Source organism: Proteus faecis, from assembly GCF_003144395.1.
Lineage (GTDB): Bacteria > Pseudomonadota > Gammaproteobacteria > Enterobacterales > Enterobacteriaceae > Proteus > Proteus faecis.
Genome location: NZ_PENZ01000045.1, coordinates 103,844 through 127,127, shown reverse-complemented (window position 1 = coordinate 127,127; position 23,284 = coordinate 103,844). Strand labels below are relative to the sequence as shown.

Genomic DNA, 23,284 nt, shown 5'->3' with positions numbered 1-23,284 from the left:
TTAGGTGGTAACAATATTATGCGCTCTCTGTTTGCCAGCACAGGCCGAGGTCTGGAAGAACTATTAAAATCTGAACTTGAACACCTTGGTGCTCAGGCTTGCCAGATAACTCAAGGCGGTGTTTATTTTCGTGCTGATGATAAAACCATGTATCAGTCTTTACTTTGGAGTCGTTTAGCGTCACGCATTATGTTGCCGTTAAATGAATTCAATGTTTATAGTGATCTAGACTTATATCTTGGTGTGCAGGCAATTGATTGGAGTGAGATTTTTACAGTTGATCAGACTTTTGCTATCCACTTTAACGGCACGAATGACATTATTCGTAACAGCCAATATGGTGCATTAAAAGCGAAAGATGCCATTGTTGACTCATTTCAACGTAAAATAGGGCAACGTCCAGATGTCGCTAAACAATCTCCTGATATCCGCTTAACTATCCACCTTCATAAAGAAAAAGCCTCTCTATCTTTAGACTTAAGTGGTGATGGTTTACATCAACGTGGTTACCGTGACTTAACGGGTCAAGCGCCTTTAAAAGAAAATTTAGCTGCTGCAATTATTATGCGTTCAGGCTGGAAACTCGATACACCATTAATCGATCCAATGTGTGGCTCCGGTACATTATTAATTGAAGCCGCCATGATGGCGACGGATTGTGCTCCCGCATTAAATCGTGTGCATTGGGGATTCCGTCATTGGTTAGGTCATGATGAAGCACTATGGAAAGAAGTGACTCATGAAGCTTTTGCTCGTTTCCGTGAAGGTAAAAAGAATACCACTGCGCGTTTCTATGGTTTTGATGTTGATAAACGTGTATTGGATATGGCGAGAGCTAATGCCCGCAGAGCAGATGTTGCCGAACTGATCACGTTTGCTCATGGCGATGCCGCTAAACTGACAAATCCAGTCTCAACAGAAATAAAAGGGACAATTATCAGTAATCCACCTTATGGTGAGCGTTTAGAAAGTGAGCCAGCATTAATTGCATTACATAGCCAATTAGGAAGAGCGGTAAAAGCACATTTCCCAGGTTGGAGATTGTCACTGTTTAGTGCATCACCTGAATTGTTAAGTTGCATCCAATTACGTGCTGAAAGAGAGTTTAAAGCAAAAAATGGTCCTCTTGACTGTGTACAAAAGAATTATTTACTTTCTGATACACCATCAACGATTAACACTGGGCTTGCGGAAGATTTTGCAAACCGTTTACGTAAAAATGAGAAAAAACTCGCGAAATGGGCAAAACAACAGCAAATTGAATGTTATCGCTTATACGATGCTGATTTACCTGAATATAATGTTGCTGTGGATCGCTATGGCGATAAAGTGGTTATTCAAGAGTATGCGCCACCGAAAACTGTTAATGAACACAAAGCCCGTCAGCGTTTATTCGATGTAATTAGCGCAACAATGGAAGTACTGGCATTACGTTCTGATCAACTGATTTTAAAAACACGCCAACGTCAAAAAGGCAAACAGCAGTATGAAAAAATGGCTGAAAAAGGTGATTTTTTCTTAGTTGACGAGTTTGGTGCAAAATTCTGGGTAAATTTAACTGATTATCTTGATACAGGGTTGTTCTTAGATCACCGTATTGCACGAAAAATGTTGGGTGAAATGAGCAATGGAAAAGACTTCTTAAATCTTTTTGCTTATACCGGTACGGCTTCTGTTCATGCAGGAATTGGTGGTGCAAAAAGCACAACAACAGTGGATATGTCACGCACTTATCTTGAATGGGCTGAGAAAAACTTCCAAGCAAATGGCCTATCAGGTAGACAACATCGTTTAATGCAAGCGGATTGTATTCAGTGGTTAATGCAGAGTAACGAACAATTTGATGTGATCTTTATCGATCCACCTACGTTTTCTAACTCAAAACGAATGGAAAACACCTTTGATGTACAGCGTGATCACATTGAACTAATGAAACATCTGAAACGTTTGTTGAGAAAAGGTGGAACTATTATGTTCTCAAATAATAAACGTGGATTCAAAATGGAACATGAAGAGTTAGCAAAAATTGGATTGCGTGCAAAAGAGATAACACAGAAAACATTATCACAAGATTTTGCTCGTAACCGCCAAATTCACAATTGCTGGCTGCTAACGCATGTTGGTGAGGAATAATTTACAATGCCGTTAATTAGTTTGACAGGGGCTTATTTATCTTTCAGTGATGCTCCTCTATTAGATAGCACCGATTTATTTATTGAAGAAAATGAACGCGTTTGTTTAGTTGGGCGCAATGGTGCGGGTAAATCAACGCTATTAAGAGTGTTATCTAAAGAGCAACCTTTAGATGATGGCCAAGTTGTTTATGAGCAAGATCTTGTGACTGCTCGCTTACAGCAAGATCCACCAAGAGATATTGAAGGTACTATCTTTGACTTTGTTGCAGAAGGTGTTGAAGAAGATGCTAAATACCTAACGGCTTATCACCATATTTCTAAATTGATTGAGACAGATCCTTCTGATAAAAATCTCAATAAAATGGCAGAACTGCAAGAAGTACTTGATAGTCGTAACTTATGGTTACTTGATAGCCGAATTGCAGAAGTGCTAGAAAAACTCGGTTTAGATGGTGAAGCTGAGCTTTCTTCTTTATCTGGTGGTTGGTTAAGAAAAGCAGCATTGGGACGAGCATTAGTTAGTGCACCAAGAGTGCTGTTTTTAGATGAACCAACAAACCACCTTGATATTGAAACGATCCTTTGGCTTGAGAAATTCTTAAAAGACTTTCAAGGAAGTATCGTATTTATTTCTCATGACCGTTCATTTATCCGTAATATGGCAACACGTATAATCGATCTTGATCGTGGAAAATTGTCTTCATGGCCGGGAAATTACGATAAATATCTTGAAAGTAAAGAAGAAGCATTACGTGTTGAAGAGCAACAAAACGCAGAGTTTGATCGCAAATTAGCACAAGAAGAAGCGTGGATACGCCAAGGTATTAAAGCACGACGTACTCGTAATGAAGGTCGTGTAAGAGCATTAAAAGCACTACGTGTTGAGCGTAGTGAGCGCCGTGAAGTATTAGGCAGTGCACGTATGCAGGTCGAAGAAGCAACTCGCTCTGGTAAAATTGTTTTTGAACTTGAAGATGTTAATTACAGCATTGGAATGCGTAAGTTAGTTCGTGACTTTTCAGCCAAAGTACAGCGAGGTGATAAAATTGCGCTGGTGGGGCCGAATGGTTGCGGTAAAACCACTTTATTGAAACTCATGCTAGGCGATTTAAAAGCAGATAGTGGACGAGTTCATTGTGGGACTAAGCTTGAAGTCGCTTACTTTGATCAGCATCGTGCAACACTTGATCCTGATAAAACAGTGATGGATAACCTTGCTGAAGGTAAGCAAGAGGTAATGGTAAATGGTCGTCCTCGCCATGTACTTGGCTATTTGCAAGACTTTTTATTTCCTCCTAAACGTGCGATGACGCCAGTTCGTGCCCTATCAGGCGGAGAAAGAAACCGTCTATTACTGGCTCGTTTATTCTTAAAACCAAGTAACTTGCTTATTCTCGATGAACCAACCAATGATCTCGATGTTGAAACATTGGAATTACTAGAAGAGTTGGTTGATGCTTACCAAGGCACCGTTTTACTGGTTAGCCATGATCGTGAGTTTGTTGATAATAGTGTTACTGAGTGTTGGATTTTTGAAGGTGATGGTGTTATTAACAGCTACGTTGGTGGATATTACGATGCGCAACAACAACGAGCACAGTCGATTTCATTAAAGAGTGAAACCAGCAAATCACGCAACGTACCAGAAAAAGCTGAAAAAGAAGCAAAAGTGAAAGATAGCTCTAAAAAGAACACGCGTTCTAATAAGTTAAGTTATCATTTGACGCGAGAGCTTGAACAACTGCCTGCTAAATTAGAAAGCTTAGAAACGCAATTAAGTGCATTACAAGAGGAAGTGAGTGGGGCGGATTTCTTTACTCGTCCTCATGAAGAGACAGAAAAAGTCTTAAAAGCACTTGCAGATAAAGAACAAGAGCTTGAAGCGGCTTTTGACCGATGGCAAGAGCTAGAATTGATGCAAAATGGCGAATAGCCAACCGAAAACGGGGCATCGTGCCCCGTTTTACTTTCTGGATTAAATATTTTTTTATTGATAAGAGGTGTCGCTGTGTGCTCTGGTCAACAACATCGTCATGAACATAAACATGAGCAAATATTATGTCCTCAGTGCGATCTGGTGGTCAGTGTTCCTCAATTAGCACAAGGAACAAAAGCAACATGCCCTCGTTGCCATACTGTATTAATTGCACGTTGGCGCCAGCCTTTTTATCAACCTGTTGCATTAGCAATCAGCGCATTATTTATGTTGCTAATGGCAAGCCAGTTCACTTTCGTCAGTATGGAAGTGGCTGGTATCGCCAACAACGTCACATTGATGCAGATCCCAACGGTTATGTTTAGTGAAAATTACGTCGAATTAGGCGCATTTTTCTTACTGTTTGTCCAAATTGTGCCAGCTTTTTGTATGGTGGCAATCTTATTTCTTTGTACACCAATTCAATTACCTAGAAAGCTACAAATTTGGTTATCACGTATTTTATTTCAATTAAAATCGTGGTGTATGGCGGAAATTTTTCTGGCGGGAATTTTAGTTAGTTTTGTAAAATTAATGGCCTATGGTGATATTGGTCTAGGGCTTAGTTTTCTACCTTATGTGCTTTATTGCTTATTTCAAATTCGAGCATTCCAGTGTCTTGATAGACATACTTTATGGGAAAAATTAGAACCTCGCCCAAATTACCCTAATATTGAATCAGGTCAATCAGGATTAAAGCAAGGGGTTAGGTTATGTCGCTCATGTACGGCAATCTTACCAGTAGATCAATATGAATGTAGTCGTTGTGAAGTAAAAGGACATGCAAGAAGGCCGAAAAGTTTACAATGGACGGTCTCTTTGTTGATTACGTCACTTATTCTTTATATTCCCGCTAATTTATTGCCTATCATGGTGACTGAATCATTAGGTAATGATATCTACTCCACAATTATGGCTGGGGTCATTTTGCTTTGGGAAGACGGCTCTTATCCTGTTGCGATGGTGATATTTATTGCCAGTATTATGGTACCAAGTTTAAAAATGGTAGCAATTGCTTGGTTGTGTTGGGATGCACATAAATCTAATGGAAAAAGAGATCCTGCTAGAATGCATTTTCTCTACGAAGTTGTTGAATATGTAGGGCGTTGGTCGATGATTGACGTATTCGTAATTGCTGTTTTAGCTTCATTAGTCAGAATGGGACGTCTGATGAGCATCTATCCTGATTTTGGTGTGGTGCTATTTGCATTGGTTGTAGTATTAACTATGTTCTCTGCAATGATGTTTGATCCTCGGTTGACGTGGGATAAGTGTACAACCGAAGATGATAAACCCACGATTAAGGAGCCTAAGGGTGACTGAAAAGAATGAAACTGCTTTAACTGAAGCAAAAATTAACAAACTAAAAAGCTGGTCTCCAGTTTGGATCATACCACTTGTCACCTTACTGATTGGTGCGTGGATACTTTATTATCATTTCAGCCATCAGGGTCCAGAAGTTACATTAATTACCTATAATGCAGATGGCATTGAAGCTGGTAAAACCAAAATTAAAAGCCGCAGTGTAGATATCGGTTTAGTTGAAAGTGTCTCACTCGATAGTAATTTTAGTCGCGTTATTATTAAGGCTCGCCTTGATAAAGAGATGAAAGAGTTATTACGCGCAGATACTGCATTTTGGGTTGTAAGACCTCAAGTTGGTAAAGAGGGTGTAACGGGACTAGGCACCTTGCTTTCTGGGGCTTACATAGAACTGCAACCAGGATTAAAAGGTAAAGAAGAAGATGAGTTTAATCTTCTTGATTCACCACCGTTAGCTTCACCAGATGCAAAAGGTATTCGTATCAATTTAGTAAGTGAAGGCGCAGGCCAATTAAATGCGGGTGATCCTGTTTTATTTAGAGGTTACCAAGTCGGCTCTGTTGAAACCAGTGAATTCAACATTGAGAGTCGAGATATGCATTATCAACTCTTTATTAAAGCGCCTTATGACAAAATGGTGACATCAAATGTTCGGTTCTGGAAAGATTCAGGTATCGCTTTTGATATGTCTTCATCGGGTGTACGGGTTGAAATGGCATCACTTTCTACACTCTTTAGTGGGGGGGTTAGTTTTGATGTTCCTGCGGGATGGGTTCCAGGTGATCCTATTGAACCTAAAACAGAATTTAAACTCTACGATAATGAAAAGAGTATTCAAAACTCGTTATATACCGACTATCGTAGCTACATCATGTTCTTTTCTGATTCTGTAAGAGGATTGCAAGCAGGAGCGCCTGTGGAATTCCGCGGAATTCGAATGGGAACGGTTGTACAAGTGCCTTATTACACTAAGGGTATGCAACAATCATTGGATAAAGATTTTCGTATTCCCGTTCTTATTCATGTTGAACCAGAACGTTTTGCTAATGATGTCGGTGAGAGTTTCGACTTCGTTAAAGAAATTACTTTTGCGTCTAAGAATGGATTAAGAGCATCATTGAAATCAGGTAACCTTTTAACAGGGGCACTTTATATTGATCTTGATTTCTACCCTGATGAAGCTAAATGGGATGGGCCTCAAGAAGTTGCTGGTATCCAACAAATTCCAACGGTTAGCTCTGGTTTAGCGCAAATTCAGCAAAAAGTGATGACCTCACTGGATAAGATCAACAATCTTCCTGTTGAACCAATGCTTAAAGAAATGACTGCAACATTATCTGAAAGCCAAAAAGCGGTCAGTGAAGCGAAAGAAACGCTGAAGTCGTTAAATGCGATGATTGGCAGTGACGAATTTAGAAATCTTCCTAGCGATATTCAGCAATCATTGAAAGAGATCAATCGTAGTATGCAAGGCTTCCAACCGGGTTCTCCTGCTTATGGAAAAATGATTGATAATATGCAACAGCTTGATCAAGTGCTAAGAGAGATGCAGCCTTTATTGAAAACATTGAACAATAAAAGCAACGCATTGATTTTTGAAGCGAAAGAAGGTAAAGATCCAGAACCAAAGAGGGCTGAAAAATAATGAAATACATCATTGGGGTATTTGTATTGATGTTAACAGCATGTTCAAGTCAGATTGATAAAACGTATTATCAGTTACCTGATGTTTATCAAGGGGGCACGTCAGAACAAAGCTCGGTAACACAGTTAGCCAAGAAGCCTCAAATTTGGGTTCAGCCGATCCGTTTGTCTAATATGTTAGTAAATGCAGGAATTGTTTATCAAACGACGGATATTAATTATACCGTGGCTAATCAGCATCTATGGATTAATCCACTTGATCAGCAATTACAGCAGAATCTTATTTCTGGTTTAACAAAAGCACTGCCAGGTACTGTTGTTGCAAATCAGCCTGTTGAAGATAACTTAGCGAAATTAACGGTCACAGTGAATTATTTTCAAGGCCGTTATGATGGACAGGTAATTATTTCAGGTGATTGGATTTATACTGAAAATAATAAAGTGATTAATCAGCCATTCTCTTTAGTTCTACCACAAACTGAAGATGGTTACCCTGCTTTAGTGCGCACATTAGGGCAGGGATGGGAGCAAGTTATATCTGATATAGCGAAAGCAATTCAAGCTCAATACTAGCGACTTAGTATTATATTTATTCACACCCAATATTCTCTTAAATTGTATTTAAGTTGAATATTGGGTTTTGTTTATTTGAAATAATAACAGAGAAAACAATATGTTAGAAACCCTGAAAAAGAAATATCCCACTGCAATCAGTTGGTCATTTGGTGATAACCCTGAGTTGGCGGATGAACTTGCTATGCTGGTGGTAGAAGGAAAAAAAACGGCAACATGTAGTTCATTAAGTGGTTTTTTTAGTGACAGTGTTATTCCAGTTATTGGTGGTTTTAACATTATTCTCAACAGTAAAAATGAGCCTGTTTGTGTTATTCGTACACGTTCTTTGCAGTTAATTCGATTTAATGAAGTCACAGCAGAGCTGGCTAAGAGAGAAGGTGAAGGGGATTTAAGCTTGGCATATTGGCAAGAAGGACATAAAGCGTTTTTTAATCGAGAAGGTTATTTTTCAGAAGATATGGAGTTGGTATTTGAAGAGTTTGAATTAATAGAAGTATGTAAGAGGTATTAATAGCTTATTTTGCCTTCAATGATGGCTAATTCCTTAATAAAACAAGGTAATTAAAAAGAGTTTTCTATGAAAAAAATAGAAATAGAGCAAAAATTAATACTTATAAACCAAGTCTTATATTGACATAAACTTAAAAATAAATATCAATTTATCTTATTTAATTTATTGATTATATAAGATGAAAGTAACCAAATTCATTTTTATTTATTTATGTTTATAAATATCAATAAGTTAAACCTCATCCAACTACGACTTATAAACGAATGAGATAACCTCTTTAATAAAGTATTAAATAAAATAAATAATAATGTTGGTTATTAAATTTATAGTTAGCTCAACATCACAAATATGACATTTGTATTAACTTCTTTACTTGCTTAAATGCTCAATAAAGCGTATCAATTTATAGTGGTTGTTGAAAAAACAATCATTATCTTTCCGCTTAAACTTAGAACGTGAGGGTTGTCTAGATATGAAAAGACAGAAACGAGATCGTTTAGCAAGAGCATTATCGAAAGGTTATCAAGCTGGTATGCAAGGCCGTTCAAAAGAACTTTGCCCTTATTTCGCCATTGATGCGCGTTCACATTGGCTTGGCGGTTGGCGACAGGCCATGGAAGATCGCCCAAGTCTGGTAAAATAAATAATTCGCCGTAGTGAAATAAACAATAATTACATTGAATATTATCACTAATATTTTGCTGACAATCAAAATGAGGGTTATTTATATATTTCTGTGCTCACATTGAACACAGCATAATTTGAATATAAAAGGAAAAGGCTTACACAGGTTGTAAGCCTTTTACATTTATAATTTTACAATTAAACAGATTAACGACCTAAATTAAAGAAACTGTTCATGCTTAGCTCAAAGTTTTGCATTAATTCTTTTAAGTTATTATTTTTAACTTTATTAAGATCAGGGTAGTGTGGGCGATTAGTACGGGCACCTTGTAATCTAAGTGTTATGAGGAATAAATTATTTTTATATTGATTAATAATTTCAGTGTTACTTTCTATCGTTTTATGATCCATTGTTTTTTTACTATCATCAAATTGTAAAAGTAATTTTTCATAGTTATAAATAATATTTTTTAATAAATAGAAAATCTCTTGTGTATACTGATTAAAACTATCGTGTGATCCTTCATTATTTACCCATGTTGGCTCAATACTTACTCGTGAAATAAATTCATTACATTCAAAGAGTTTTATTGCAATATCTTCGCGTGTTAACTTCATCTCTTGCTTGTTTTTTGGGCTCCATTCATTTCTGACTAATTCTATAATAGAGGCAAGTTTCCCTAAAATTATCGATCCTTCTCTCTCTGGAGAGATAAATATATGAATTATACTACCTAATATAATACCTAAAATTATACCAATAATACGATCACGAACAGCTGTAAGTTCATAAACAGGGCCTGTTGTTTCTAATAAAGCTAATGAAAATGTAAATGCTATTTGAATACCTGCATAGCTAATATTTTCTTGGCCCGTTGCCACCCATCCAGCAAGAAAAAAAACGGGAATTATCAATAATAATAAACCAAAAATAGAATTTATTTGGTTGGTGATAAACATTATTGAAAATAGCGCAAAAGCAGCACCAATAACCGCTCCTGATAAACGTAAAATAACTTTGCGTTGAACATTGCCTAATCCAGGTTGAGCAATAATCAAGCAACTTAACATAAAGGTGCTAATCCCGGTCCAATCAGTTAATGTATAAATAAAATAACTAACTAATACAGAAAGTAATGTTTTTAATGCAAAAATGATGTATCGACTATTAGTAAAGGCATCTTCGATCCAAAAACGTTCTTTAGGTTGATCAACTTTATTTAAAATTGATTCAACTTCCTCTTTACTAAGGTAATTTTTTTCACTATCTAAATACCTTTTTAGTGCTGAGTAGATCCTATTTAAAATTACATTATTTGTAGTTTTATAATCAATTATATCTTGTTCAGATAATGATTTTTTTTCTAGTGATAACATTATATTTTCTAGCGTATTGGCTAGTTGTGTAGCAAATATTTTATCTTCCTCATTAGCTAATTCTTGAGGTAGTTTTGCTGATAAATTTCGAATTTCAGAAATAAGAGTTATTTTTTCAATATAGTATTGTTTATCTAGTGTGTTATTTTTATCTCGCATAATACTAAAGCGTAGATATTTATACATGGCCTGTAGATCCATACCGACTTGAACAATATTATGATCTTTTTCAGTAGATGAAATTGTAGGATTAATACACTTATTAATAATTTTAATTTGATAAATTAGAAAGTTAGTAAGTTGTTTTTCGGGTTCAATTGGTAATAAAAGTGTATTAACTATCAGTGTAACTACTATAGTGTAAATAACAGAAACCCAAACCCATAAAATTGATCTAACAAGTAGTTCTGCATTAGGTGCTATATCAACAAGTGATTGTGAATAAATAACAACGATTGAGATAATATAAAAGAGAATTCCGACTTTTGTTGTTCTCATTAAAAAAAAGCTAATTAGAAAAACAAGAGAGGAAAGTAATATTCTGAGAAAAGGAGAGTTCCAGGTTATAATAATGATTAAAAGAGATACCAATATTGCTAATGTACCTGCAATAATAAATAAAAATCCGATTATTTTTGTAATAACAATATTTGTTTGAGTTAGAAAGAAGACAACAATAATAGAAAGAGGAATATATGGTATTTGCAGGGACAGTGAAATAATTACAACAAAAACGCATGATATCACTGTGCGTACTGTTTGATTCATTCTTCCCGGGTAAGGTAATAAAGCATTATGAATATTTTCTAAAATTGAGTTCTCTTTCATTATTTTGTTCTTCCTTAATGACTTATCATTTATCGCGATGAATAATGACAACGGAAGAAGCACCAATACGGAATAAATCAGGATCAGGATCAGCAATACGTATTTTTACAGGAAACCGTTGTGAGACATGAACCCAATTAATAGAACGACTTACTGACGGTAAACTGCCAATAATTATTCCTTCATCTGTGGGTGCGACACCATAACTAATTGAGTCAACAACACCAGAAAAAGATTTATTTGTATCGCTCATAACAAACACTTGTGCTGGAGAGCCTTTATGAAGTCCTTTTAAATCTGTTTCACGGAAATTTGCGATGACAAACCATTGTTTTGTATCAATCAAGGTCATAATGGCTTGAGAGGGGGAGGTATATTGTCCTACAGTGGTTTTTAGTGATGTTACTATGCCATCAAAAGGGGCTCTGACTTCTGTATATTGTAAATTAAACTTCGCTTTTTCAATTTGAGCAATGACTTCATTGCGTTGAGCTTCTAAAGCATCAATACCATCAATAGCTAGAATCGCTTGTTTGGCTTGTAACTGTAAAGCTTTATAGATAGCCTCATCACTATTTTTCTTTGTTAATGCTTGATTTATCTCTTCTTTAGAAACATAGCCTTTTTTAACCAAAGGGAGTTTTCGATTATATGAATCGAGAGATTGTAAAAATTGAACTTTTGCACTTTCAACTTGTGCATGAATAGCTTCAGCATTTTTTTCTTGAGAACTGATTGAGCGTTGCATTAATTTTATTTGTTCTTCAAGCGTTTTTTGTTTAGCTAAATTATAATTTAAATCAGCTTGATAAAGCTGAGGATCTATTCGATAAAGTAAGTCTCCTTTTTTGACTAATTGATTATTTTCGATAGGAAGCTCAATAATTTTACCGTTAATTTCAGGTACTACATTAATTGTATCTGCGTAAATATAAGCATCATCTGTTCTTGGCGCATTATTAACATTCCAAAGCACTATCCCTAATACAATTAATGTGATTAATAGAAGTAATAGGCTATATATTTTACGTACTAATATCATTTCTAGTCCTTTTTACTTAGGAAAAAATAATAACCAAGTTAACATTGAAATTAATGCTGTAACGCAAGGATATACAATAATAACAGGGTACAAAAAGAAGTGTCCTTTAGTTTTGGATAGTATGATATGAATGATAATCATTCCTAAAACGCCAATAGCAGAACATAATAACCAATCAGGAAATGATGCACCAAATAATACAATGGAAGGGGCAGGTGAGCATCCTGTAAGGAATAATATCATTAATACAGTTGCTACTAATTTTTTTATATTATTCATAACATCCTATTTTCTAATAATGACGCATAAAAATGGCTTATTAAAATAAGTAATATTATTCATTATTGCACAAAAATTATTTAAAAATATAACAATAAGCTAAATTTATAGTCTTTGTTTAACTTTTAAATGTTAAATTTATCTTTGATATAAAAACAAAGAATAGATGAAATTCGGAGTTATGATATGAATAAGATTAAATTACTCACGTAATCAAAATGTTATCACTATGCTTTTTTGGAAAGGCAAGTTTTCAATATGATAGATAGGATGAAAAATAGATGAGAAGAGATTTTATTTTTATAACAGAAATAAAAAAGCCTAATCTTAAAAAGAGTATAGAGTAGGCTTTTGTTTATGAGTTACTATCGATTTAGAATGCAGTTGTATCTTTAAATAAGCCAACTTTTAAGTCTTTTGCTTCATAAATCAGCTTACCATCAACATACACTTCGCCATCAGCAATACCCATAATCAGTTTACGATTGATAACACGTTTGAAATCAATTTTATAGGTAACTTTTTTTGCTGTCGGTAATATTTGTCCTGTGAATTTTACTTCACCAACACCAAGTGCTCGACCTTTACCTTCGCCACCAAGCCAGCCAAGATAGAAGCCAACAAGTTGCCACATGGCATCTAGGCCTAAGCAACCAGGCATAACAGGATCATTGACGAAATGGCAATCAAAGAACCATAAATCTGGCTTGATATCGAATTCTGCTTCGATAAAGCCTTTATTATGGGTGCCGCCATCTTCTGTCATTTTAATGATGCGATCCATCATTAGCATATTACCAGATGGCAGTGGTGGGCCATCTTGGCCAAATAATTCACCACGGCCTGAAGCAATGAGGTCTTCTTTAGAATAAGATTCGCGTTTATCAACCATTGTCTATATAGCCTTTATCAAGTGTAAGACAACAGAATAGCTTACACTTGTACGCTGAACAACTCCGATCACTTGAAACAGAATTATCTGAATAGACGTAAGAACCAAGGTAATTTAGGTCTATCTTGATTATTTGCAAGTGTTATACGATCATGAATAACAGCTAACAAGTGTGAGTCTGATTGTTCTGGTTCACATTGCTCTTCATAATATGGCTGACGAGTTAGTAACGTTATGGCTTCCGCTACATGTGTGACAGGCCAAATATGAAATTTTTCCTCTTTTACTGCTTGTTGCACATTCTCGTTAAGTACAAGGTGACGAATATTGGCGAGAGGAATAATTACGCCTTGTGCACCTGTTAATCCTCTTTGTTGGCAGATATCAAAGAAGCCTTCAATTTTCTGGTTTACGCCACCAATCGGTTGAACTTGGCCAAATTGATCGACGGCGCCTGTAACAGCAATTTGCTGATCAATAGGCTGTTGTGCCAGTGTGCTAATAAAAGCACATAATTCAGCCAAAGAGGCGCTATCACCATCAACCTCACCATATGATTGCTCAAAAACAATCGAAGTGCTAAATGGCTGAGGTTGGTCTAAACGCAATTCTGAGTTTAAGTAAGCTTGCATAATCATCATGCCTTTCGCGTGAAGATTGCCACCAAGCTCGGCTTTTCGCTCAACATCCGTAAACTCACCATCACCTATATGTGCAACGCAGGTAATGCGAGTCGGTTCTCCGATTAAATCAGGATATCCAGGGTAATCTAAAACAGAAAGCCCATTGATTTGACCAATAGCTTCACCTTCTGTTTGTATCATAACTTGATCTTGTAAAATCTCATCACGACTGCGTTCTAACAAATAACTGTGTCGCCATAGGCGATTTTCTTCTGCTTTTTTTAATGCATCAGCATTTAAAGAAGCATCATGATTAAAACGCATTGCATAACGAAGCTGGCGTAAGATCCATTCTAAATCTAGGCTCAGTATTAGTTGATCTTCATGTTGTCTTGCTGCTTGTGTTAGCAAAACTTCCCAAGCATCCGCAGATAAAGAAGGTAGGTGATATTTTTGGCACAGTGAGTTTACAAAACCACACCATTGAGAAAGAGTTTTTTCGTTCTCTAAATACATGTCGTATTCATATTCACCATATAAAGCAGTACTACTTAGCTCCGGCTCCATAAATTCAAGCTCTTCAAGACTAAGTCTATCACCTACTAAAATAACGCGAAGATTGAGTGGCATACTCTCAATAGGTAAAGGCAGAGATTGATTGTCATTCCAAACTAGCCACTCAAAACGCTGTTCTTCAACCATTTTTTTAAGGCGGAACCACATGAGTGGTTGTGTAAGTAAAGACTTTATAGAGAGGACTAAGATGCCACCATTTACTTTATGCAATAAGCCGGGGCTGAGGGTCACTTCATCTTTATGGCAATAGAATGAGCCAAAGAGTTGTTCTGGCTCTATCCATTGGCAGCAAGTAATAGATTCTGATGATGAAAATGCACCTTGTACATTTTCTTGCCAATCGATTTTATTGGTTTCTGCTTGATAACTACCAACAACAGGATCAGTTTTGATCCCTGATTGCATTAGTGTGTCTGTCAGCATATCAAAGTAAGCAGTTGAATCATCCGCTTTTAACAGCATAAACTGTCCTGAATCTGCATTGTTTAACCATTGCAGGCTTTCATACAGGCGAGGTTGAACCTCACGAAGTAGAGATGCAGGTAATTGAGATGCTGATTGAAAGAAAGTTTGGTAGGAGGCGTAATCAGGACGTAACGCCTGCCATTCTAATTCGTTGTTTTTCAAGGTTACCGTTTTTATTATTGGTTAGTGAAAAGAGATAATTAGATATCGTATAAATTGATATCTATCCTGCAATAAGACGGTTCTTTAACTGTCATCAACTGCATAGGCAGGGAATATGTATCGCTATGACCTTATAATGACGAGTTAATAAAATTGGCCATTAAGGTTTTATGATAGCGACGCTCGATTCTATCATAACGTGCCCAGAAAACTATCCCTTATCAAGGCTTGTTATTAATTGATAAGAAAGATTATCTAAAATAACTTCGTTTATAAAATAGTCAAAAAATTTCGGTTCTGTGGAAGTATTTTTGTAAAATTGTTGATATGCTAGTATATAGTTACGTTGTCACGGGGGTTGTATGAAATATCAACAATTAGAGAACCTAGAATGTGGTTGGAAATGGGCCTATCTAGTAAAAAAACACCGTGAAGGTGAATTAATTACCCGTTATATAGAAAAAAGTGCTGCGGATGAAGTTGTTGAGCAATTGTTGCTTCTTGAATCGCAACCATTAAAAGTTTTAGAGTGGATAGATTTGCATATGAATCCTGACTTATCTAATCGGATGAAGCAAACTATTCGAGCTCGTAGAAAACGTTATTTTAATGCTGAGCATCAACACACACGCAAAAAATCAATCGATTTAACGTTTAAAGTTTGGCAACGTTTATCTGCATTATCACAACGCAGAGGAATAACATTATCAGAAACAATAGTGCAATTAATTGAAGACGCTGAGAGAAAAGAGCAATATGCATTAAAAGTGCATAGTTTAAAAGATGGGCTTATTGAGTTACTAGTACGTGATAAAGAAAAATAAGTTAAATTAATTTTCTCTTACTGGTTTCGACCGTTTATTGTTATAGCGGTTTTTGTTCTCTGTTTTTATTGTCATATTTCATACCTTGTACCTTTTCGAAAACGTTCTTACCTTTAGATTTTTACCTAATTTTATCTCCATAAAAGAAAAACCCTGCCAGTGGCAGGGTTTTGAATTCATCAACAGTAGATTATTCTACTATTTGAATTATTTAGCAGGAACAACAACTTCAGTTGTACCTTGGATTTCGATCTCAACACGACGGTCTGGTGCTAAGCAATCGATCAGAGCTGAACGAGCTTTAACGTTGTCACATGTGTTGCCAGTAACTGGGTTTTCTTTACCACGACCTTCTGCAGAGATGCTGTTTGCAGGGATACCTTTAGAAACCAGGTAATCAACTACAGATTGAGCACGTTTTTCTGACAGAGGCAGGTTGTAGTTTTGTGAACCAATACGGTCAGTGTAACCGATAACGACTACACGGCCTTGAGTTGGGTCGATGTTAGCCAGTTCAGCGTACAGACCATTCAGAGCTTCTTGACCTTCAGCTTTCAGAGTAGATTTGTTGAAGTTGAACAGAACGTCTGAACGCAGAGTAAAGGTTTTGTTCTCAACAACTGGCGCTGGAGCTACAACTGGCGCTGGAGCTACAACTGGAGCTGGAGTTTCTTGGTTGAAGCGGTAAGCAACACCAACACTCAGCATGCCGTTGTCTGGACGAGCATTCAGAGTACCTTTATCACCGATGTTGTTGATCCACTGATATTCAACACGAGTAGCGATGTTTGGAGTGATCGCGTATTCAGTACCTAATGCGAATACTGGAGAAACGCCAGTATCATTTTCAGAGAAACGTCTTTGAGTATCTGCTGAAGTTGCATTAACAGTTGCAGAAGAATCTGCACGCCATACCATACCACCTAAACGAGTATAAACGTCTAAGTCTTCCATTACTGGATAGCTTAATTTAGTAGTTAACTGGATACCTTGAGCTTTGAAAGCACCGTTGTTGTATGAACCTTTGTAAGTCATACGACCTAACCAGTCATAACCCAGCTCAAAACCTAAGTATTGGTTGTATTGATAACCAGCAAATGCACCAGCACCTAATTGGTCTTTATGAGTATTACCGTTACCGATAGATACATCACCCCATTGGTTGCTAGTACCTTGGTATTGAGACCAACCTAATTTACCACCAGTATACCAGGTATTGTCTTTTGGAGCTGCTTGCGCTGCAGTTGCGAAAGCTGCCACTGCCACTGCTAATGCGATAGCTGTCTTTTTCATTTTACGCCTCGTTATCATCCAAGTTAGGCATTTGGCTTTAAGCCTTATTATTTGCCCTTGGTTAAATTATTGTTAGGAATCCAATACTTTCATCAAATGATGATCCCAAAAAATGGGATTTAAAGCATAACCTTAACGACATAAAGTCTACAATGAACTTAAAAAGTTACAAGTAATCCTTTAAAATTCGACTTAAAATTTTAAAAAGATCTGCATTATTCCACAATGGGAAAGATTCTGTATTTTTGTTAAATTTATTGTAACTATATGATTTAGGTTATAAATACATTTGACTTATCTTAAATGATACAAGGGTGTTTTGAGTATTAGGAAAACTCTTAAATTTCACTAATGGTAGTGAATTGAATGAATTTTTACAGAATTCAAATGTCGTTTAGAGGTATTGCTACTTTCTAAATGGATATTCGTGTTAATTTGCTGCCGCATAATAAACCCGAGGGTTTTTCCTTTACTGGCAGCAGATTCTAATCGTTTCATCTCTTCTGACGATATTTCTGGTAACCAGCCGAGTACTACACTGTAATTACCACTCACCAGTGCTTTTTCCATTAAATCAACCGTAGTTATCATATTCACATGATTTAACTGGATTATTTTGTTAAGTGGTAAGCCTGCATTTTTTAACCAAGTACGGTTTAGCTTTTGTTGTGGGTTTAACCACAATAACCAACGTGATTCATGACTATACTGTTTCAGTAACGGTAAAAGGATGTGATTAATGACGAGTGGATTTTGGTAGAGAAGTTCACTCACCATGCCTTGTTTATTATTGCTATCGTCAGTCGCCATTGTGGAGGGGATAGATAGAGGTAATACCTCATTTGAGATCTCTTGGAGAATGGCGTTCTGTCTTGTCGGAGATGATGTTGAGAGTTTCATATATACCTCGTTCCATATGCACTGTATGAATATACAGTATATCTATATTTCGCTTAAATCAAGCTCATTTTTTGAAAGTTCCTCTCAAATTTCATGTAAATTTCTATTTTTAAGTTGTTAACTATTGGCAATAAAAAGGAATTTATTTATTGTCTTTCTTGTAATGTCTTATGCATGTTTTTGAATTCAAAGATAAAATTAAATCTTAAAGTTTGTTTTGGAGTTTCAATGTTATTTTTACCTGAGCAAAGGAAGGCTCATTTGTTATCGCGTATTGCACAATATGGAGAGTTAACAACAAAGTCTCAATTTGGTGGTGTTAGCTTAATGATTGATGATGTTATGTTTGCTATCACATCTAATAATGAGTTTTATTTAAAGGGGAGTGGCTTTTTAGAAACGCTCTATAAGGCAACAAAAATGAGTTCCTATACCTATATGAAAAAAGGAATTCCTATTATATTGCGTTATTACCATATAACGGATTCATTATGGACGAATCAGCAAAAACTAGATCAATATATTGATATGTCATATCACTACAGTATTCAAGAATATTTAGGACAACGAAAAAAGCCTTGCAGAATAAAAGATTTACCTAATCTAGGTGTGATATTAGAAAAAAGATTGAATCAAATTGGCATTAATCAAGTTGAAGAGTTGCGTTTAATCGGTGCTAAAGCGTGTTATTTAAAATTAATGCATAGTCACAATTTGAAAAATAGTGAGCTTTTGCTTTCATTGGCCGGAGCTATCATTGGATGCCATCGTTCTGTATTACCAAGCCAACTTAAAATGGAGTTATTAGATTGGTATAACGAATTATCTTTCCAATAAGATAAAAATATGACGGTTATTTTCTCTAATATGCTTATGGGAATTAGAGAAAATAACGTCAATAAGAGGTTAAGATTGAGGCAGTTTTTTTGATTCGCTTTGCTCAATAATTTGGATACAGCTAATAATTTGTGGTAGTAAATCCAATAGTAATCGGATTTGAGTGAGTACTAATTGAATGCGAGGATTATCTGCATTAGGTAATAGATTGATCCTTTCAATTAATTCTACATGAGATTGCTTAAATTCTTTGATTTGTGGCGTTTTACGACGTAAAGCCGAATCGATATAACACACGGTATCATTAAGTAACGTAAGTACATTCTCATCTTCTATTTTTGAACGATGAACGCCAAGTGCAGAAATATAACTGAGTAAGGTATGATTTAAACAAAGTAACTGAAAAGCCACTTCTTGGGATGATTGATAACTTTTGGGTTCTGATGACATATTTGAGATCAGGGATGCTAATTCACCATCACTACTATGAGCATTTCGACGAGCAATTCGATAACTCAAGCTATTATCTTTTCCTTGGTAATACTGAATAAGTATGGCATCAAGATAGTAGCAGTTATTTGTCATTGTTTTTTGAATGACAATAGGTAGTTGACGGAATTTCCAGTCAGGCCAAATAAAGCTGACAGCAAACCATGCTATGGCGCAACCAATTAAGGTATCGATAATACGAGGAAAGGCAACATCATAACCTTCACCAAGCAAATTGAAACTTAATAAAACCAATAAAGTAATAAATAGTGTGGCATGTGCGTATTGTATGGTTCTAAATGCGAAAAAGAGCGTACCAGTTATTACAATTAAAACGAGTTGTCCTTCAATCGAAGGCACAAAATATAAAATAGGGAAGCCAATTAAAATACCAATAATAGTACCACTCACACGTAAGGTAAGACGCCGGCGAGTAGCATTATAGTTGGGTTGGCAAACAAATAGGCTGGTCAATAATATCCAATAGCCTCTATCCAATTGGAAAAATTGAATAATGGCATAGCCAATACATAACACCAGTGACATCCTAACAGCATGTCTAAAAAGCGCTGATTTAGGCGTGAGGTGCTCTTTTATTCTTAGTGCAATATCGCGCCATCCAGTTAAACCATCATCAGAAAGTTGCGTTTCTTCTTTTTGGTCATGGGATATTTGGTATTGCTCTGTACTGATACTTCGTAAAAGTGCATCAATGCCTTGAAGGTTTTGTAGTAAATTATTTAAAGGTGTTATTAATTGTGGTTCTGAGGTCGTATTTTTTAAATGATTTAATGCATTCTCTAGATAATTTATAGCGCGTTCTAATGAAGGATTATGCTGATATTTTTTATGCCAAAGAATAGATTGTGCAACTTGTTCACAAGCTCGTGCCTGCATCGAAAGTAAACGTTGAAAACGAAATAACACATCGCTATGCCGTAATTCATTACTTAATAGCTGGTATTGAGCATGTGACGAACTTGCTCGCTCATGAATATCTTGAGCAACGAAATAGTAATGAAGTGTGAAACGACTACTACGTTGGCCTCTATCACCTTTTAACCGACTTAATAATGTAACTTTAGTTTGGTTCATCGTGTCAATTAATTGGCTATTTGCCATTGCTAAATTATAAAGCGAATGTTGATAGTCATCTTCGATATCGGGATCAAATAATGTCGCTTTAGCTTCAAGATAAGTTGCGAGTTGTTGGTAGCAGCGAGTTAAATTGTCCTGAACTGGGCGAATTGGGAATAATAAGTGACCAATTAACGTTAAAGAGTTATACCAAATAGCACCTAATAACAATAAAACGGGTTGTTCATACCATTCTGGGAAAATAGGCATACCGAGCATGGTATAAATCGCGATTAATAAAGCACCAAAAGCAATAGTTGCGTACCGTTGCCCTAGAGCACCCAATAAAATAAACCCCCAAGTAGAAATAGCTAAACCACAAAAGAATAAAATAGGATAGGGATAAAGCAATCCTATAGATGCTGAAGCAAGAAGAAAACAGCATAAAGTGATAACAAGGTTTTTTAAACGACCAACAAGCCTATCATCTAAGTCAGTTAATGCAGCCGCAACCACGCCTAAAGTTAGAGGAATTGTGTATTTAGGCTCTTGCCCTAAAATCCAAGGAAACAAAGTCGTTCCTGTAAGCGCGATTATTATGCGAATATAATATAAAAAGTGGCTATTATAGATAAATCGGCGGGCGCCATTTAGCAAAGTGAACACAAAAAGCCCTTAAATAAACAAGATGAAGATAATTACCTCTTAGAATATAGGGTTTATCACCGATTAAAAAGAGCTTAACGACAGACTATTTGTTATTTATTGCAGGAATTACGTATGGAACTGAAATCCACCCCGATGGGACAACGTTTAGCACAACATCCTTATAATAGAGTCAAATTGTTAAATGCAGGCATTGAAGTCAGTGGTGAAAAACATCAGTATTTAATTCCTTTTAACGAATTGATTAATATTTTCTGTAAAAAAGGGATTGTGTGGGGGGAGTTAGAATTTTTATTGCCTGAAGATAAAGTTGTTCGACTACATGGAACAGACTGGGAAGAAACTCAACAGTTTTATCGTTATCTTTATCAATCATGGCAAAATTGGAGCAAAGAAATGAGCGAAATAAGTGCTCAAGTGCTTGAGAAGCAACTCCATAATATTAATGAAATCACGCAATCAAATAGATGGATAAAAAAGTCTAAACTTAATGAAATTCAACAATCTATAAAAGAAAGTTTTTCTGCTATACCTCTACCCCTTGAACGCCTTATTCAATTTGACAATTGTCAGACTCTTTATCAGCAATGTTTAGAGTGGCTAAAGCAAGGTGAAGCACTTATTAATAAAGAAAATTCTGTCTGGGTAACTCAAATATTAAATGAGCATGCGGAATTTTTTAATACGATTGAATCATCGCCATTAAATGAATCACAGTGTCGTGCCGTAATTAATGGAGAAGAAAACATTCTTGTTCTCGCTGGTGCAGGAAGTGGTAAAACATCGGTATTAGTTGCCAGAGCGGGATGGTTATTACGTCGTCAATTAGCGCAACCCGAGCAAATTTTATTACTTGCTTTTGGGCGTAAAGCTGCACAAGAAATGAATGAAAGGCTTTCTAGTCGTTTAAATAACGATATTATGGCAAAGACGTTTCATGCACTGGCATTATCCATTATTCAACAAGCGACAAAAAAACAACCTAAAATTAGTGAGCTTGAAATAAATAGTGAAAAAAGAAGAGCTCTATTATTAGGTGAGTGGCGAGATCAGTGTCAACAGAAAAAAGCACAAGCAAAAGGGTGGCGAGAGTGGTTATCCCAAGAGTTTGAATGGGATATCCCTGATGGTGAGTTTTGGCATGATAAAAAATTAGAAAACCAAGTTGCTGTAAGATTAGAGCGTTGGGTTGGTCTATTAAGGATGCAAGGTGGTAGCCAAAAATCTCTGATTGAAAGTGTAGATCCCGAATATACCGAATCCTTTAAAAATCATTTAAAATTATTATCGCCATTATTAAAAGCTTGGAAAACAGCATTAAAAGAAGAAGATGCGATCGATTTTTCAGGCTTATTACATCAAGCTATTAACCTTATTGAAAAAGGGCGTTTTATTAGCCCATGGAAACATATTCTTGTTGATGAGTTTCAAGATATTTCACCATTAAGAGCTTCATTATTAACCGCATTAAAACAGCAAAATAAACAAACATCTCTATTTGCAGTAGGAGATGATTGGCAAGCCATTTATCGTTTTAGTGGTGCAGAATTATTATTAACGACTTCTTTCCATCACGCTTTTGGTGAAGGGGCTGAATGCGCATTAGATACGACTTATCGTTTTAATGACACGATAGGAAATGTTGCCAATACGTTTATTCAGCAAAATCCAGCTCAATTATCTAAACCTTTAAATAGTTTAGTGAAAGGTAATAAAAAGTCTGTTGTACTGTTATCTGACGATCAACTTGAAAATTTACTAAATAAAATGAGTGGTTATGTGGAAGAGAATGAAACTATTCTTTTACTCGCTCGTTATCACTATTTAAAACCAGAATTATTAAAAAAAGCGAAAACACGCTGGCCTAAATTAAATCTACAGTTTATGACTTTTCATGCTTCAAAAGGGCAACAGGCAGATTACGTTATTATTTTAGGTTTACAAGAAGGTAAAGATGCTTTTCCCGCACCCGCAAGAGAATCGATTATTGAATTGGCATTACTGCCAAGTGTTGAAGATTATCCTAATGCAGAAGAACGACGTTTAATGTATGTCGCTTTAACAAGAGCCAAAAAACAAGTATGGCTATTATTTAATAAACAACAGCCATCTTGTTTTGTTTCAGAACTAAAATCTCAAGGTGTTCCTCTACAGCGAAAACCTTAG

General features: G+C 36.0%; 18 protein-coding genes. 10 read left to right on the top strand and 8 right to left on the bottom strand.

Going from position 1 to position 23,284, the window contains the following annotated elements; translation table 11 throughout:
- Positions 1-18 precede the first annotated feature (18 nt).
- The 7 genes from rlmKL (at position 19) to rmf (ending at position 8,807) form a co-directional block, all read left to right on the top strand.
- Positions 19-2,133, top strand: a complete 2,115-nt coding sequence (gene rlmKL / locus DK858_RS14460; protein ID WP_109398003.1) for a bifunctional 23S rRNA (guanine(2069)-N(7))-methyltransferase RlmK/23S rRNA (guanine(2445)-N(2))-methyltransferase RlmL — start codon at positions 19-21, stop codon at positions 2,131-2,133.
- A 6-nt stretch (positions 2,134-2,139) separates the two neighbouring features.
- Positions 2,140-4,068, top strand: a complete 1,929-nt coding sequence (locus tag DK858_RS14455; RefSeq protein ID WP_109398002.1) for an ABC transporter ATP-binding protein — start codon at positions 2,140-2,142, stop codon at positions 4,066-4,068.
- A 75-nt stretch (positions 4,069-4,143) separates the two neighbouring features.
- Entirely contained in the window at positions 4,144-5,433 is a 1,290-nt protein-coding gene (gene pqiA / locus DK858_RS14450; protein ID WP_109398001.1) for a membrane integrity-associated transporter subunit PqiA, read from the top strand.
- Positions 5,426-7,078 (top strand): intermembrane transport protein PqiB, encoded by a 1,653-nt coding sequence (gene pqiB / locus DK858_RS14445; protein WP_109398000.1) that lies wholly within the window; start codon positions 5,426-5,428, stop codon positions 7,076-7,078. Before pqiA ends, pqiB begins: the two co-directional genes overlap by 8 nt.
- Positions 7,078-7,650: a membrane integrity-associated transporter subunit PqiC gene (gene pqiC, locus DK858_RS14440; protein ID WP_109397999.1), complete on the top strand. Its 573-nt coding sequence runs from the start codon at positions 7,078-7,080 to the stop codon at positions 7,648-7,650. Before pqiB ends, pqiC begins: the two co-directional genes overlap by 1 nt.
- Positions 7,651-7,750: 100 nt before the next feature.
- A complete protein-coding gene (locus DK858_RS14435; RefSeq protein ID WP_109397998.1) occupies positions 7,751-8,164 on the top strand; it encodes an ASCH domain-containing protein in 414 nt (137 codons plus the stop codon).
- A 472-nt stretch (positions 8,165-8,636) separates the two neighbouring features.
- Complete coding sequence (gene rmf / locus DK858_RS14430; protein ID WP_023581348.1) at positions 8,637-8,807, top strand: ribosome modulation factor; 171 nt, start codon at positions 8,637-8,639, stop codon at positions 8,805-8,807.
- Positions 8,808-8,995: 188 nt separating this feature from the next.
- Here rmf and DK858_RS14425 read toward each other — a convergent pair whose 3' ends face one another.
- From DK858_RS14425 to DK858_RS14405, 5 genes are all read right to left on the bottom strand, one after another.
- Positions 8,996-10,993 carry an FUSC family protein gene (locus DK858_RS14425; protein WP_109397997.1) on the bottom strand — a complete coding sequence of 666 codons (1,998 nt, stop codon included), beginning with the start codon at positions 10,991-10,993 and terminating at the stop codon, positions 8,996-8,998.
- Positions 10,994-11,018: 25 nt separating this feature from the next.
- Entirely contained in the window at positions 11,019-12,035 is a 1,017-nt protein-coding gene (gene mdtN / locus DK858_RS14420) for a multidrug transporter subunit MdtN (RefSeq protein WP_109397996.1), read from the bottom strand.
- 12 nt (positions 12,036-12,047) lie between these two features.
- The gene (locus tag DK858_RS14415; RefSeq protein WP_109397995.1) at positions 12,048-12,314 is read right to left on the bottom strand and encodes a YtcA family lipoprotein; all 267 of its coding nucleotides are present in this window, start codon (positions 12,312-12,314) and stop codon (positions 12,048-12,050) included.
- A 373-nt stretch (positions 12,315-12,687) separates the two neighbouring features.
- A complete protein-coding gene (gene fabA / locus DK858_RS14410) occupies positions 12,688-13,206 on the bottom strand; it encodes a bifunctional 3-hydroxydecanoyl-ACP dehydratase/trans-2-decenoyl-ACP isomerase (RefSeq protein WP_023581351.1) in 519 nt (172 codons plus the stop codon).
- Positions 13,207-13,289: 83 nt separating this feature from the next.
- Entirely contained in the window at positions 13,290-15,032 is a 1,743-nt protein-coding gene (locus DK858_RS14405; RefSeq protein WP_109397994.1) for an AAA family ATPase, read from the bottom strand.
- A 362-nt stretch (positions 15,033-15,394) separates the two neighbouring features.
- Here DK858_RS14405 and matP point away from each other — a divergent pair, with 362 nt between their 5' ends.
- Positions 15,395-15,856 (top strand): macrodomain Ter protein MatP, encoded by a 462-nt coding sequence (gene matP / locus DK858_RS14400; protein WP_109397993.1) that lies wholly within the window; start codon positions 15,395-15,397, stop codon positions 15,854-15,856.
- A gap of 207 nt (positions 15,857-16,063) precedes the next feature.
- Here matP and ompA read toward each other — a convergent pair whose 3' ends face one another.
- Together ompA and sulA are read right to left on the bottom strand one after the other, a co-directional pair.
- Positions 16,064-17,149 carry a porin OmpA gene (gene ompA, locus DK858_RS14395; protein ID WP_109397992.1) on the bottom strand — a complete coding sequence of 362 codons (1,086 nt, stop codon included), beginning with the start codon at positions 17,147-17,149 and terminating at the stop codon, positions 16,064-16,066.
- A gap of 348 nt (positions 17,150-17,497) precedes the next feature.
- Positions 17,498-18,049, bottom strand: a complete 552-nt coding sequence (gene sulA, locus DK858_RS14390) for an SOS-induced cell division inhibitor SulA (RefSeq protein WP_109397991.1) — start codon at positions 18,047-18,049, stop codon at positions 17,498-17,500.
- Between the two features lie 228 nt (positions 18,050-18,277).
- On the opposite strand from sulA, the gene DK858_RS14385 reads away from it, so the two are divergent.
- A complete protein-coding gene (locus DK858_RS14385; protein ID WP_109397990.1) occupies positions 18,278-18,886 on the top strand; it encodes a TfoX/Sxy family DNA transformation protein in 609 nt (202 codons plus the stop codon).
- 69 nt (positions 18,887-18,955) lie between these two features.
- Here DK858_RS14385 and yccS read toward each other — a convergent pair whose 3' ends face one another.
- Positions 18,956-21,118, bottom strand: a complete 2,163-nt coding sequence (gene yccS / locus DK858_RS14380) for a YccS family putative transporter (protein ID WP_109397989.1) — start codon at positions 21,116-21,118, stop codon at positions 18,956-18,958.
- A gap of 114 nt (positions 21,119-21,232) precedes the next feature.
- Here yccS and helD point away from each other — a divergent pair, with 114 nt between their 5' ends.
- On the top strand, positions 21,233-23,284 hold the full coding sequence (helD, locus tag DK858_RS14375) for a DNA helicase IV (protein ID WP_109397988.1): 2,052 nt from the start codon (positions 21,233-21,235) through the stop codon (positions 23,282-23,284).

What these genes read in the sequence shown, in the direction of transcription:
- mdtN (WP_109397996.1), bottom strand. Translation starts at nt 12,035, where the DNA reads ATGATATTAGTACGTAAAATATATAGCCTATTACTTCTATTAATCACA.
- rlmKL (WP_109398003.1), top strand. Translation starts at nt 19, where the DNA reads ATGCGCTCTCTGTTTGCCAGCACAGGCCGAGGTCTGGAAGAACTATTA.
- DK858_RS14425 (WP_109397997.1), bottom strand. Translation starts at nt 10,993, where the DNA reads ATGAAAGAGAACTCAATTTTAGAAAATATTCATAATGCTTTATTACCT.
- sulA (WP_109397991.1), bottom strand. Translation starts at nt 18,049, where the DNA reads ATGAAACTCTCAACATCATCTCCGACAAGACAGAACGCCATTCTCCAA.
- rmf (WP_023581348.1), top strand. Translation starts at nt 8,637, where the DNA reads ATGAAAAGACAGAAACGAGATCGTTTAGCAAGAGCATTATCGAAAGGT.
- ompA (WP_109397992.1), bottom strand. Translation starts at nt 17,149, where the DNA reads ATGAAAAAGACAGCTATCGCATTAGCAGTGGCAGTGGCAGCTTTCGCA.
- DK858_RS14435 (WP_109397998.1), top strand. Translation starts at nt 7,751, where the DNA reads ATGTTAGAAACCCTGAAAAAGAAATATCCCACTGCAATCAGTTGGTCA.
- DK858_RS14415 (WP_109397995.1), bottom strand. Translation starts at nt 12,314, where the DNA reads ATGAATAATATAAAAAAATTAGTAGCAACTGTATTAATGATATTATTC.
- pqiC (WP_109397999.1), top strand. Translation starts at nt 7,078, where the DNA reads ATGAAATACATCATTGGGGTATTTGTATTGATGTTAACAGCATGTTCA.
- helD (WP_109397988.1), top strand. Translation starts at nt 21,233, where the DNA reads ATGGAACTGAAATCCACCCCGATGGGACAACGTTTAGCACAACATCCT.
- matP (WP_109397993.1), top strand. Translation starts at nt 15,395, where the DNA reads ATGAAATATCAACAATTAGAGAACCTAGAATGTGGTTGGAAATGGGCC.
- fabA (WP_023581351.1), bottom strand. Translation starts at nt 13,206, where the DNA reads ATGGTTGATAAACGCGAATCTTATTCTAAAGAAGACCTCATTGCTTCA.
- DK858_RS14385 (WP_109397990.1), top strand. Translation starts at nt 18,278, where the DNA reads ATGTTATTTTTACCTGAGCAAAGGAAGGCTCATTTGTTATCGCGTATT.
- DK858_RS14455 (WP_109398002.1), top strand. Translation starts at nt 2,140, where the DNA reads ATGCCGTTAATTAGTTTGACAGGGGCTTATTTATCTTTCAGTGATGCT.